Here is a 13,264-nt window from a genome sequence, read left to right as displayed (position 1 = left end):
GCGCGCCGACGGGAATACTGACGCCCGATTCCCGGTTGCACTCGGGCATGAGAGCATTCGGATTCCTATCCTTCGGTCACTACGCCGCGGCCCCCGGGTCTCAGGTGCGTACCGCGGGCGACATGCTGAAGCAGACCATTGAAATCGCAGAGGGAGCCGACGAGATCGGGGTGAACGGCGCCTACGTTCGTGTGCACCACTTCGCCCGCCAGGCGGCATCGCCGTTCCCGCTGCTGAGCGCGATGGCGGCCCGCACGAAGCGCATCGAGGTCGGCACGGGCGTCATCGATATGCGCTACGAGAACCCGCTGTATCTTGCGGAAGAGGCTGCTGCGCTCGACTGGATCGCCGACGGGCGAATCGCGCTCGGCATCAGCCGTGGGTCACCCGAGACGGCGCTTCGCGGGTATGAAGTCTTCGGCTACACCGGATCGCAGGACCCCCGGGGCGCCGATCTCGCCCGCGAGAAGTTCGATCTCTTTCTGCGAGCCGCCGCCGGCGAGACGGTGGTCGACAGCGATCCCCAGACGACACCCCCAGGGCGCCTCTCGGTGGAGCCGCACTCCCCCGGCCTGCGCGACCGCATCTGGTGGGGTGCAGGATCGCGGTCCTCTGCTGAGGATGTCGGCCGAATGGGGCTCAACCTGATGAGCTCGACGCTGCTCACGGAAGCCACAGGCGAGCCGTTCGACGTGCTGCAGCGGCAGCAGATCGAAGGATTCCGCGACGCCTACCGAGAGGCGGGGCATACAGGGTCGCCCCGCGTCTCAGTCAGTCGCAGTGTCTTCCCGATTGTCAGCGCCGAAGACGAGGCCTACTTCGGGTTGCGCGGTCGCGAAGGCCAGGACCAGGTGGGGGTGATCGACGGGTTCCGGTCGACGTTCGGCAAGACGTATGCAGATACCCCCGATCGCCTGATCGAGCGGCTGCGTGCCGACGAAGCCGTGATGGCGGCGGACACACTGATGCTGACCATCCCGAACATGCTGGGCGTCGAGTACAACCTGCACGTGCTCGAAGCATTCGCGAAGCACGTCGCGCCGGAGCTGGGGTGGAAGCCGAACACCGAAGGGCCCGTGCAGGGCGACGCGGTCTGAGCACTCCGAGCCTCGGAGCTCCGAGTTCGGGCGAAGGCCGCTCGCACAGATCCCCGGTCAGTTGATGATCTCGGCCCGGGGGTCTGCACGCAGCGCCGCCAGGCGCTCTCGCCACATCTGGAGTGCTTCGGGCGTCAGCCGACGCCAATCGTCGATCTCGCGGACAACCCGGAGCGGGGCCGCACTGCGGTAGGAACGCGTGGGGTTTCCGGGGAACTTCTTGTCGGTCACGTTCGGGTCATTCTCGAAGACGCCGGTCGGCTCGACGACGTAGACGTGCGGCACGGCGTCCTCACTCGCGAGTTCCGCCGCGACCTCCGCGGCGAGACCCGCACCGTCGGGCAGAGCCGTGAAGTAGATGTGGTTCATCACGACCTCGGGGCGGTAGTTCGAACGGTGCCCCGCAGTGAGGAGATCGCCGGCGCGCAGCTCGGCGATCGTGCCGTGGAAGAACGGCCCGGCGTCCAGTACCTCATTCGTCATTCTCTGCCCCCTGCTGATCCGTGCCACTGTACCTCTGCGCGCCGAGGCCCTTGCCCCCATTGAGCCCCTGCACCGCCGGGGAAGAGCATCAGCGCCGCAACCCGAGACGGGCGAAGACTCGCGCAACCATGCTCATGTCCCGCAGTAGGTGATGTGCGCCGCCGACCCGGGCGGTGCGGGCCACGCGAAGCGCTCGAGATCCGGGCGCTCCTCGTACGGGCGGGTCGCGACTTCGAGGATCTGCTCGAAGGGTTCCAGGTCTCCCCCGGTCGCGGCTTCGAGTGCTTCGTCGACCAGGTGGTTCCGGGGAATGTAGATCGGGTTCACCCGGTCCATCGCATCGGCGTCCGGGTTCAGCCCGATCCACTCATCTACCCAGCCGCCCAACTGCGAGGCATCCGCGTCTGACGCGTTGCGAGAACCCGCCAGCACTTCTCGCAGCGGTTCCCGGCGTCCGCGTGCTGCCTCGGCAAGCGCTCGGAAGAACCGGGTGTAGTCGCCGCGGCTCGCCTGCAGGTCGCCCAGCACCTCGGCGACGAGCTCCGAGAACCTCGCGTCGTCGCAGCGTTCGGCGGGCACCGCTCCGAGTCCGAGTTTCTTCCGCATTCCTGTGCGCCAGGCGTCGTTATAGATGTCGCCGAAATGGGCGAGCGCGCCCAGGGCGACCTCTTCGACTTCGGCGTCCGTTCCGGGACCGAGCAGCGGCAGGAGTGCCTCCGCAAAACGCGTGAGGTTCCACTGCGCGATCGCCGGCTGGTTGCCGTACGCGTAGCGTCCGCGATGGTCGATCGAGCTGAACACAGTCGTCGGATCGTAGGCGTCCAGGAATGCGCACGGACCGTAGTCGATGGTTTCGCCCGAGATCGTCGTATTGTCGGTGTTCATGACGCCGTGCACGAAGCCGACGAGCATCCATCTGGCTACAAGCTCGGCCTGTCGTTCGATCACCTCGCCGAGCAGACCGAGGTACGGCTGCTCGCTCTCGGCGAGCGACGGGTAATGGCGCTCGATGGCGTGGTCGGCCAAACGCCTGAGCAGGGCGATATCACCCGTCGATCGCGCGTATTGGAAGGTTCCGACTCGCAGATGACTGCTCGCAACCCGGGCGAGCACCGCACCGGGAAGCACCTCGTGTTCCGCCGGACGCATCACGCGTCTGCCGGTCGCCACGACAGCTAACGAACGCGTCGTCGGAATCCCGAGCGCGTGCATCGCCTCGCCCATGAGGTGCTCGCGCAGCATCGGTCCGACTGCGGCGAACCCATCCGCGCGTGCGAACGGCGTGCGTCCCGACCCTTTCAGGTGGAGGTCGCGCAGCCGCCCATGGGAGTCCTCGAGCTCCCCGAGCAGCAAGGCTCGACCATCGCCGAGCCGCGGCACGTACGAACCGAACTGGTGCCCGGCATACACCTGAGCGACCGGTCGGCTCGCCTCGGGAATCTCATTGCCGAGCAGCAACCGGATCCCCGGTTCGGTGCGAAGCAGCTCGGGGTTCAGCCCGAGCTCACGGGCCAACGACTCATTGAGGGCGAGGATCTCGGGAGACTCGGGACGGATCGCCTCCCAAGGCACTGAGAGCTCCGGGAACGTCCGAGCGAAGATGCTGTGCAATCGCCGCTCAGGAAGCAATACTGACATGTTTCGAAGATACGCTCACAGCTGCACGGCTTCGACCCCCTTGCGATCTGCGAGATCTCGGTTCATCGCCGGCTGACGGGCCCCTCACCCGCTCGATCACGGGCGAGCATTGCATAGACGACAGTGTCCGCCCACTGCTCCTGATTGCGCCAAGTCGCGCGGAGGCGTCCCTCGCGAGTCATACCGACTCGCTCGGCGAGGCTGGCCGAAGCCCTGTTCTGGGGCTCGAGCCGAGCCACGATCCGGTGCAGCCCGCAGTCGAAGCCGTAATCGAGAACCGCGTTGACCGCTTCCTGAGCGAACCCCGCCCCGCTGTGTTCCGGGTCCAGAGCCCACCCGATCTCAGCGATCCCGAGATCGGCGTCGGTGATCCGGAGCAGTACGGTACCGATCGCAGTTCCGTCGCTCTCGATTGCGAGGCAGACGCCTCCGACTTCGGCAGAGAGCGAGTCCAGGGAGCGCCACTCTTCGAGCTTCTCGCGAGTGAAGTGCTCGCTCCACGGCTCGTACTCCATGTATTCGGTCACGTCGGATCTCGAGTAGATGCGGTGCATCCATTCCGCATCAGGCTCGCGGAGAAGACGTAGTGTCAGGCGGTCAGTACGGAGGGGCAGACTCGTGTCGCTCACCAGCTCAGCGTACCGGTGGCGTGCTCCACGAAGTCCACACTTCGCTGAGCATCACGCCCCGGAAAGAAGCGCAAGGTAGGCATCCCGCATCGCCGGGTAGTAGCTGTCGAATCCCGGGCGTTCGGTTCCCTCGGTCGCGGCCACGAGCAGATCAAGGTAGTACTCCCACCCAGGGCCGATCTCGCCGACCTCTGCGACACTGCCGCCCTCGAGATGATGGATGAAGTACAGGAGCGAGTCGTCACCGTCACCTTCGACACGCAGCTCCAGCTTCCACCCGCCGACCTCCTCTTCGGCTTCGATCACGAGACGTTCGAGCGCCTCGCAGTCGACGATGCGGAGTCGAATCGCCGGCTCGTGATCCTCGAACCTCATGCGTACGCGCACAGCACCGCCGGCGCGTCCGTCACCCTCCCACGGTCCGAACCACTGCTCAGTCAGGTCCGGGTCGGTGAGATACGCCCAGGTCTCATCCACGGGCAGGGCGAGGGATCGGACCAGCGTGAGATCCGCCCCGAGCGCTGTCTTCTCGAGCCTGCCGGTTGCCTCAGACGTCATGCTGCCCTCTTCTTCTCGTTATCGACCCTGCGGGAGGTCGCCTGCCGGTGCACGGTCATCGAGCAACCGCGGCCAGAGGGCGAGCTACCGCGCCTCCACTAGCGAAGCGCGACGCCTCCGCTTGCACGGAGCTTATCCTCCTGCACGACCCGACACGCACACAACTAGAGCCGTGGGTCTGGACGGGCGAGCCAACCATGACCTACACTCGGTCGCGTGAAGAAGTAACGCGACCAGGTTCCGCCTTCGAGGCGTTGAACGTCGTGTTGCCTACTTCCAACAGCTCTCGAGCATGCGGCGCGGTCGAACGCTTCGGTGCTTCAACTGAGGATCTGCATCGGATCAGGATCTGCTTCGCGCAAGATCTGCTTCGTGCGAGATCTCGGCACCTTGGAAGTCCACTCAGGCCTTGCGGACGATCAACGGGTGCCCGGCGGAACGACCCCCTCCGTTCCGAAAGGTCCCGGTGCACCATGCGCGCACATCACTCAACCCAGCTTTCTCCCTCCCCCTCGCTCCGCGCGGCCAGTCGCGCCGCCGCACACAGCACTGTCGACGGCCCGAGCGCTTCCACGAGTGGCGACCATCTCACCGTCACCGGCATCTCGGCGAGCTTCGGCGACCGACGAGTGCTGAGCGACATCTCGTTCACTGCGCGCGATGGGGATCGCATCGGTCTCATCGGCGAGAACGGCACGGGCAAGTCGACGCTCTTGAGCATCCTGTCCGGGAGAATCTCACCCGACGCGGGTGAGATTCACGTCACCGGCACAGTCGGCTTGCTCGCCCAAGAACTCCCCTATGCCGACGGAACACTGCTCGGCCGAGTACTCGATGACGCCCAGCGGGGTGCGCTCTCGGCGCTCGCAGACATCGAACTCGCGGCGAATGCACTCGCCGACCGCCCCGAAGCTCCTGGCGCATTGCGGGACTACGAAACAGCACTTGAGGTCGCCGAACGCAGCGGTGCGTGGTCGGCGGAATCTCGTCGTGGCGATATCGTCTCGGGCCTCGGTCTCGGAGGCGTCGCCGAGACGCGACCAATCGGGGAGCTTTCCGGTGGGCAGCGGCTCCGTCTCGCCCTCGCATCCGTGCTGCTGGAGGCCCCGCGGGTGCTGCTGCTTGACGAGCCATCGAACCACCTCGACGACGCCGCGGCGGCGTATCTCGAACAGGTGCTCCGAGAGTGGCCCGGCATCGTGATCGTCGCGAGCCACGATCGCACACTCCTCGACGCGATCACCACGCGCATACTCGATCTCGACCCGCTGCCGGTCGCGGCCGCTGAACTCGCCGACGCCGCATCAGCCGGCACCGAGCTCGCCGATGCCGTACCGGCCGCTACTGAACCAGCTGCCTCCGAACCGGCTGCCGGCACGAGCGGCTCTCGCGGCGCACCGCAATCGACCGACGACACTGGATCCGGTCTCGGTGTGCGCGTCTGGGGTGTCGGGTACTCGGCCGCTCGAGCCGCGCGCCGTGATGAGCTCGAACGCTGGCGCAAGCGCTACGAAGCTGAAACCGAGGAACGGTCCGCGCTGATACACGAGATCGACATCGGATCCCGTGAGGTGAACAAGAAGCACGAATCGAAATCGGAGGCGAAGATCACTCGGAAGTTCTACGCCGATAAAGATGCCCGGGTCACCGCCCGGCGTGCACGCAATGCTCGGGTGCGTCTCGAACAGCTGGAGCGCGAGCGGGTGCGCAGGCCTCCTGAGCCGTTGCGTTTCGCGGGGATTCATGGCGGTATGGAGCCCGCACCCGGTACGAATCGCACGAGCGACGAAGCTGTGCTCACCGCCCGCGCAGTGCGCGTAGGGGGTCGCCTGGCGGAGACCTCCCTTGAGGTCGCGCCAGCCGACCGGCTGCTGCTCGCCGGGCCGAACGGGGCAGGAAAGTCCACACTGCTCGCGGTGCTGGCCGGGCGGCTCGCGCCCGACGCTGGGATGGTGGATCGAGCCCGCCCGGTTGCCCTGCTCCCGCAGGAGGTCACCTTCTCGCACCCTGAGCGAAGTACCGAGGCGACCTACCTGGCAGCGGTCGGAAGCGACACGGCCGAGCAGCTCCCACTGGCGTCGCTCGGTCTCATCGCTCACCGCGATCTCAGCAGGCCGGTCGGCTCACTCAGTGTGGGGCAGCGCCGCAGGGTTGCTCTTGCAGCACTGCTCGCTGATCCGCCACCGATCTTGCTGCTCGACGAACCCACCAACCACCTCTCGCTCACCCTCGTCGAAGAGTTAGAGGAGGCACTTCGGCACTACGCCGGTGCGCTGATCATCGCGACGCACGATCGCTGGCTGCGGTCTCGGTGGGAGGGACGCACGTTGCACCTCGAACCCTTCCAGGAGTTCGACTAGGCGAACTTTCGAACCCGCTCACTCGACCTCGAGAACGGTGTTCTCCCTCTCTCGCGAACCTTGCTACCGTGAGCCGGTGAGCGAAATCGAGAACCCGGATCGGGGCGGCAGCGACCAGCCCCGCGACATCTCCAATCCGCACTCGTACGACCATCGTCACGCGAATGTGTCGTCGGGCTGGCTGCGCGCATCCGTGTTCGGCGCAATGGATGGACTCGTCTCGAACATCGGCTTGATCGCGGGTATCGCAGCAGCGGGCGCCCCAGCGGGCATTGTCATCGTGACCGGCATTTCAGGTCTACTTGCGGGCGGCATCTCGATGGCCCTCGGCGAGTACACGTCGGTGCGCACTCAGAACGAGCAGCTCGATGCCGAGGTGCGCACGGAACGGTCCGCGCACCGGCGCAACCCTCGTGGGGAACAAGCGGAGCTCGGCGTGCTCTTCGAAGGCCTCGGCATGGATCCTGAGACCGCACAGCGTGCCGCAGGCCAGATCCACGCAGATGACGACCGCGCCCTGCGCGTGCACCTCGCGCATGAGCTCAATTTGAGCCCGGAGGATCGGCCCTCCCCCTGGGTCGCCGCGATCTCGTCGATGCTCTCGTTCAGCGTCGGCGCAGTGATTCCGGTGTTGCCGTACCTCTTTGGCATCGGCACTCTGCCGCTGGCCCTCGCCTTCGGCGGAGCCGGTCTGGCCCTCGCCGGTGGCCTCGCCGCGCGCTTCACCAAACGGAACTGGATCGTGGGCAGTCTGCGTCAGTTGCTCTTCGGCGGCATCGCCGTCGCCGTCACCTACGGCATCGGAATGCTCTTCAACGTCTCCGAGCTCGGCTGATCGCGACGCCCCACCCGTATACGCTGGACGCATGCCCAGCCCCGAATTCGTGGAAGCCGTGCTCGCCACGGTCGAGCGCATTCCTCCGGGGCGCGTGATGACTTACGGCGACGTGGCGTTCGCGGTCGGCTCGAACTCGCCGCGAGGTGTGGGGCGGGTGATGGCGCTCTTCGGGCATGCCGTCTCCTGGTGGCGAGTCGTGCCCGCAAGCGGAAAGCCCCCGCAGGGGCACTCGAGACTCGCGCTGCCGCACTATCTTGCGGAGGCGACGCCGCTGCGACCGGCCGGTGCGCGAGAGCAGCCCGGGCGCATACGGAGCGGGCGGGCGGATCCCGGACCCCTCGGCGCTGGTCGCACCAGTGCTGCTTCGCATGACGACACCGCTCTCGACCCCGACGACTACCGCCTCGCCCTCTCGAAGGCACGGCTGCCCTACGACCACGAGATCTATCAGAAGGCGACTCCATGAGCACCGCTCCCGACCCGCTGCGTCTCGGTTTCGCCCGCGGCATCGCTCCGAGCAAGTGGCAGCGGCGCTGGCGTGCCGCCGTTCCCGAGCGTCCTCTCGAACTGGTGCCCGTCGATACGGCATTCGGTCGGCGAGACGAGAGTCTCGAGACGCCGATCGACATGATGCTCGAGCGATGCGCCCCCGGCCAGGTACCCGAGGGTGCTGGCGAAGCGACAACGCTCACGGCATCCGGGTCACCGACGCGTCGAGCGCTGCGCCTCTACACGGAAGCGATCGCGTTGGTGGTTCCCAAAGATCACGAGCTCGTCGAGACCTCGGGACGCAACGACCCCGCACTCGATCGCGCGGATCTTGATCTCGTGACGATCTTGGAGCACCCGGATCACGCATCCGCGTGGCCGGCGGCAGTCCCGTGGAGCGATCCCTCCTACCGGCCCAAGAACCTCGCGGCCGCGCTCCAGCTGGTCGCTGCGGGGCTCGGAACGATTCTCATGCCACTTCCCCTCGCCCGTCACCTCATCTCGAAGCGCGAGCACGCGATCGTGACGCTGATGGGTGATCAGCTGCCTGGCAGCACCGTGTGGGCCACGTGGGCCACCGAACGCGACGCCGCCGACGTGCAGCAGCTCGCGGGGGTGCTGCGGGGGCGGACTGCCCGCAGCTCGCGAACGAACGGCGGTGGAGACACCGACGAGCGATCCGCATCGAAGTCGCCTCGCAGCGAATCGGCCGCTGCCAAGCACCGCCCGAAACAAGCGGCGAAACCCAAGCTCAAGCCGAACTCGCGCGGCGCCCAACTTCAGGCCGCCCGCGAGAAGGCGGAGCGGAAGAAAACCGAGAAGCGGCAGGAGAAACGTCGCAAGCGACGGTAACTTCAGGGCGACGCCCAGCCCCCCGCTTTACAGCTCGGACGCCGGGACGTCGAAGGTACCGCAGGCCGACGGGCCGCTCTTGTAGCCGCTCATGAACCAGCGCTGCCGCTGCTCGGACGTACCGTGAGTGAAGCGTTCGGGGTTCACTTCGACACCCGCAGACTCCATGATGTGGTCGTCGCCCACCGCCGCGGCAGCACTCAACGCATCGTCGATCTGCGCTTGCGTCACCGGCTTCAGGAACGACACGCCCTGATCGTCCGTCACCGTCGACGCGTTCTGCACCCAGGCCCCGGCGAAGCAGTCGGCCTGCAACTCGAGACGCACCGAGCCGGACGATGCGCCTGATTCCCGGCCGGTATTCTGCAGCGTGCCGATGAGGTTCGAGATGTGGTGGCCCCACTCGTGCGCGAGCACGTACATCTCGGCGAGAGCGCCGTCCGAGGCGCCGTAGTCGCTGCGCAGCGTGTCGAAGAAGGCGACGTCGACGTAGATGCGCTCCTCAGGCGGGCAGTAGAAGGGTCCCGTCGCCGCCGAGGCCGTCCCGCACTGCGACTGGGTCGAGTCGTCGAAGAGCACGACCGGCGCCGGTGCCCGATAGCCGTCGAGCTGCCCTTCCCAGTAGCGGTCGAGCGAGTCGCTGGCGGCCGCCATACGACACACCGCGTCGTCATTCGCGTCGGCTCCGGTCTGGCATTCGTCGAGCGACGCAACCTGTTCCTGCGATCCTCCCGCGCCACCGGAGAGCGAACCCGCGAGCGGGGTGAGATCGACACCGAGCAGTTGCGACGCGAAGAACAGCACGACGATCACGCCGATGCTGCCACCGCCCGCGATCAGGCCACCGCGCCCACGTCCCCCAGTGCGCCGCTGCACCTTGCTGGTGTCTACGCGGACGTTGTCGTTGAAGGTCATGCCCGACTCCTCCGGTCAGCGCTCGATGGCGATCGATGGCGATCGATCCCAGTGTAGAGGGCACCTCCCCGCCTGAATCAGCCGGCCGTACCTGCGAAGCGGTCAGTGGCGCGCACCAGGGCGTCGACGATACCGGGCTCATTCGCTGCGTGCCCCGCATCGGCGATCATCTCGAAGTCGGCTTCCGGCCAGGCCAGATGCAGATCCCATGCGGTGCGCGGCGGAGTGCACACGTCGTACCGACCTTGCACGATCACCCCAGGGATCCCGGCAAGCTTTTCGGCCGCATCTCGAATCAGCTGACCGTCTTCCATCCAGCCGCCGTTAGAGAAGTAGTGATTCTCGATGCGAGCAAAAGCAACGGCCGACTTCTCGTCGGCGCGTGCCTGCGCGATTGCCGCCTCGTCTGGGACCAGACGAATCGTCGAGTTCTCCCACACCGTCCAAGCGACTCCCGCGGGCACATGGACCGTCGGATCCGCATCGAAGAGGCGCCGGTGATAGGCCCCGACCAGGTCATCACGCTCGTCTTCGGGGATGACCGACAGGTACTGCTCCCAGAAGTCGGGGAAGAGCTGCTGTGCGGGCCCCGCCTGGTAGAACGCCTCGACCTCGCTTCGGCGCAGGGTGAAGATGCCGCGCAGCACGAGCTCCGTCACACGCTCGGGATGGGTCTGGGCGTACGCGAGCGCGAGGGTGGAACCCCAAGACCCTCCGAATACCTGCCACTGCTCGATACCGAGATGCTCTCGCAACACCTCGATATCGGCGACGAGGTGCCAGGTCGTGTTCGTCGACAGATCAGCATCCGGATCGCTCGCATGCGGGATCGAGCGCCCGCAGCCCCGCTGGTCGAACAGCACGATGCGGTACTTCTCGGGGTCGAAGAATCGGCGGTGATCGGTCGAGCAGCCGCCTCCCGGCCCTCCGTGCAGGAACACGACGGGCTTGCCGTTCGGGTTGCCGCAGGTCTCCCAGTAGACCTCGTGCCCGTCGCCGACTGGCAACAGCCCGGTCTCGTAGGGGGCGTTCTCTGGGTACAGGGTGCGCAACTCGGTCATGCCTCAATCGTAGGACGCCGAGTGAGCAGCGCGCTGCTCAATGCTTCAGGAGCGTGTTGACCGCACGCACAGCGCGATCCTGCTCCGGTCTGCTCACTCCTTTGCGCGGGCCCGCAACTCCTTCTCGTGCACGGGCCATGTGCCGGCGCGCTGCTGCGCCTCCACGTATTCCTGCGCTTCGGCTTGCCGCTCGGCTTCGATGCCCGTGGCGATCTCTGCTCGCAGCAGGTCGTCATCCAGCCCGAACGCGTCGACCAGGTCGACGGCGTGGGCCCGCAACCGGCCGATGAGCCGGTCGTTGTACGCGGTAATCGCTTCGACGCGCTGGCCCGAGAGTCGACCGTGGATCAGGTACCAAGCCGCTCCCCGCTCGATCAGGCCGAGACCGAAGAGATCACGCAGCCAGGTCATCACGGTGAGCGTGTCCCCTTCGAAACGCTCGAGCGCCGCGGTGAAGGCCTCCCACTGCAGCAGCTCCCCGTGAGCACGGGCGGCCTCGATGAGTGTGTTCTGGTGGGCGTTGAAGGCTCGCTCGGCTGCGGCAGCCCGATCCTCTCGCGAGACGTTCTTGGTCGCGTCGCGCAACGCGAGCGCGATCTCGGAGACCATCGTCTCGACGCGGTCGGCCAACAGCTGACGCTGCGCCTCGGGAGCGCGAACGCTCTCGATCGACCGGGAGACCTGGCCGAGGTCAGCGATCCCTTGCCCGATCTGCCGCAGCCCGAACCGTGTCACCCGTTCTCCGAACTGGCCCGCAGCGGCCTTCGCGAGCGTCGCCGCGTCGGCGTTCTTGAACCGATCAGAGTAGTCGGTCAACAAACGCTTGCCGACGAGCTGCAACAGCACGTTGTTGTCGCCCTCGAACGTCACGTAGATATCGAGGTCGGCGCGCAGGCCCGTGAGACGATTCTTCGACATGAACCCCGCACCTCCACAGGCTTCGCGCGCCTCTTGCAGGGTGTCGAGAGCGGCCCACGTCGAGAGCGGCTTGAGCGCCGCGGCGAGCGTCTCGAGGTCTTGGCGGTTCTCATCAGTGTCACGTTCGCCCGAGAACACCTCGTCGAACGTGGTGAGCAGCTGCTCCCCGGCAAACGCCATGGCATACGTCTGAGCGATCCGAGGAATCAGTCTGCGCTGATGGCGCCCGTAGTCGAGCAGCACGGTCTCCCGCCCATCGGCACCGGGGAACTGCCGCCGCTCGTTACCGTAGCGCACGGCGACCGCGAGAGCCGCCTGCATGGCTCGCACCGACGCCCCGTCGAGCGAGACGCGCCCCTGTACGAGCGTGCCGATCATCGTGAAGAAGCGACGCCCCGGGCTCTCGATGGATGACGAGTACTCGCCGTCGACGGCGACGTCACCGTAGCGGTTCAGGAGGTTCTCTCGCGGAATTCTGACGTGATCGAAGTGCAAACGGCCGTTGTCGATGCCGTTGAGGCCGCCCTTCACTCCGTCGTCTTCGGCGCCCACACCGGGCAGCAGCTCACCGTCACGCGTGCGAATCGGTACGAAGAAGGCGTGCACGCCGTGGTTCACACCCCGTGTGATGAGCTGGGCGAACACGACCGCGGCCTGGCCGTGCAGGGCCGCATTGCCGAGGAACTCCTTCCATGCTCCACGGAAGGGGGTGTGGATCACGAACTCCTCGGCGTCCGCATCGTAGGTCGCGGTAGTACCGACCGAGGCGACGTCGGATCCGTGCCCGATCTCAGTCATCGCGAACGCTCCGGGAAGCTTGAGCGAGATGACATCGGGCAGCCACTGCTCATGGTGTCGGCGCGTTCCGAGGTGCAGGATCGCAGCGCCGAACAGGCCCCACTGCACGCCGCTCTTGATCTGCATCGAAGGGTCGGCGAGCACGAGTTCCTGGAACGCGGCGATATTGCCCCCGTGGTTGTCGCCGCCTCCCAGATCTGAGGGGAACGCGCGCTGAATCGCGCCTTCCTCGACGAGAATGCCGAGCTGTTCGAGTGTGCGGGCACGATTCTCGTCGAGCGGCAGGCCCGGAATGGTGTGCAATCGCGGATCGCGGCAGAGGCGGCGTGATTCGAGTCGCTCTGCCTTCCAGCGACCGAGCAGTGCATCGCCGACAGCGGCAGTGTCGATGCCGTCGATGCGGGTTTCTGGGGTCAACGCCTGATCTACCACCGGTGCTCCTTTGACGAAGGCCTGACAGGGACCGTTCGCCCAGCCCCTGCGATGGTGCCAGGTTACGAGCGGTCAGGAATGGTCGCCAGCAGATCGACGACTCCCACAGCAAGGCTCCGCTGCACCCCCGGGAGCGATTGTGCATCCTCTCCAATGATGGGGCTCATGTGCTGTATATACACGCAGGCACCTCTCT

At 66.4% G+C, this 13,264-nt stretch carries 12 protein-coding genes; 5 read left to right on the top strand and 7 right to left on the bottom strand.

From position 1 onward, the window contains the following. Positions 1–47 precede the first annotated feature (47 nt). Entirely contained in the window at positions 48–1,097 is a 1,050-nt protein-coding gene (locus ACUYV6_RS07800) for an LLM class flavin-dependent oxidoreductase (RefSeq protein WP_449278096.1), read from the top strand. 57 nt (positions 1,098–1,154) lie between these two features. On the opposite strand, the gene arr is transcribed toward ACUYV6_RS07800, so the two are convergent. The 4 genes from arr to ACUYV6_RS07780 form a co-directional block, all read right to left on the bottom strand. Next, the gene (arr, locus tag ACUYV6_RS07795) at positions 1,155–1,580 is read right to left on the bottom strand and encodes an NAD(+)--rifampin ADP-ribosyltransferase (RefSeq protein ID WP_449278095.1); all 426 of its coding nucleotides are present in this window, start codon (positions 1,578–1,580) and stop codon (positions 1,155–1,157) included. Between the two features lie 132 nt (positions 1,581–1,712). Beyond that, positions 1,713–3,218, bottom strand: a complete 1,506-nt coding sequence (locus ACUYV6_RS07790; protein WP_449278094.1) for a protein adenylyltransferase SelO — start codon at positions 3,216–3,218, stop codon at positions 1,713–1,715. A 62-nt stretch (positions 3,219–3,280) separates the two neighbouring features. Then, positions 3,281–3,847, bottom strand: coding sequence for a GNAT family N-acetyltransferase (locus tag ACUYV6_RS07785; protein ID WP_449278093.1), 567 nt, complete (start codon positions 3,845–3,847; stop codon positions 3,281–3,283). Positions 3,848–3,898: 51 nt separating this feature from the next. Next, on the bottom strand, positions 3,899–4,405 hold the full coding sequence (locus ACUYV6_RS07780) for an SRPBCC domain-containing protein (RefSeq protein WP_449278092.1): 507 nt from the start codon (positions 4,403–4,405) through the stop codon (positions 3,899–3,901). Positions 4,406–4,878: 473 nt separating this feature from the next. Here ACUYV6_RS07780 and ACUYV6_RS07775 point away from each other — a divergent pair, with 473 nt between their 5' ends. From ACUYV6_RS07775 to ACUYV6_RS07760, 4 genes are all read left to right on the top strand, one after another. After that, positions 4,879–6,765 (top strand): ABC-F family ATP-binding cassette domain-containing protein, encoded by a 1,887-nt coding sequence (locus ACUYV6_RS07775; protein WP_449278091.1) that lies wholly within the window; start codon positions 4,879–4,881, stop codon positions 6,763–6,765. Positions 6,766–6,841: 76 nt separating this feature from the next. Further along, positions 6,842–7,600: a VIT1/CCC1 transporter family protein gene (locus tag ACUYV6_RS07770; RefSeq protein WP_449278090.1), complete on the top strand. Its 759-nt coding sequence runs from the start codon at positions 6,842–6,844 to the stop codon at positions 7,598–7,600. Between the two features lie 31 nt (positions 7,601–7,631). Continuing rightward, positions 7,632–8,069, top strand: coding sequence for an MGMT family protein (locus ACUYV6_RS07765; RefSeq protein ID WP_449278089.1), 438 nt, complete (start codon positions 7,632–7,634; stop codon positions 8,067–8,069). Continuing rightward, positions 8,066–8,944 (top strand): LysR substrate-binding domain-containing protein, encoded by an 879-nt coding sequence (locus ACUYV6_RS07760; protein WP_449278088.1) that lies wholly within the window; start codon positions 8,066–8,068, stop codon positions 8,942–8,944. Before ACUYV6_RS07765 ends, ACUYV6_RS07760 begins: the two co-directional genes overlap by 4 nt. 27 nt (positions 8,945–8,971) lie before the next feature. On the opposite strand, the gene ypfJ is transcribed toward ACUYV6_RS07760, so the two are convergent. From ypfJ to ACUYV6_RS07745, 3 genes are all read right to left on the bottom strand, one after another. Continuing rightward, on the bottom strand, positions 8,972–9,859 hold the full coding sequence (gene ypfJ / locus ACUYV6_RS07755) for a KPN_02809 family neutral zinc metallopeptidase (protein ID WP_449278087.1): 888 nt from the start codon (positions 9,857–9,859) through the stop codon (positions 8,972–8,974). 77 nt (positions 9,860–9,936) lie between these two features. Continuing rightward, the gene (gene pip, locus ACUYV6_RS07750) at positions 9,937–10,920 is read right to left on the bottom strand and encodes a prolyl aminopeptidase (RefSeq protein ID WP_449278086.1); all 984 of its coding nucleotides are present in this window, start codon (positions 10,918–10,920) and stop codon (positions 9,937–9,939) included. Between the two features lie 93 nt (positions 10,921–11,013). After that, positions 11,014–13,068, bottom strand: coding sequence for an acyl-CoA dehydrogenase family protein (locus tag ACUYV6_RS07745; RefSeq protein WP_449278085.1), 2,055 nt, complete (start codon positions 13,066–13,068; stop codon positions 11,014–11,016). Positions 13,069–13,264 lie beyond the last annotated feature (196 nt).

This window comes from Leucobacter sp. GX24907, from assembly GCF_053567335.1.
Note: the sequence above shows the minus strand (reverse complement) of the source record. Positions and strands in the feature narration are given on the sequence as shown.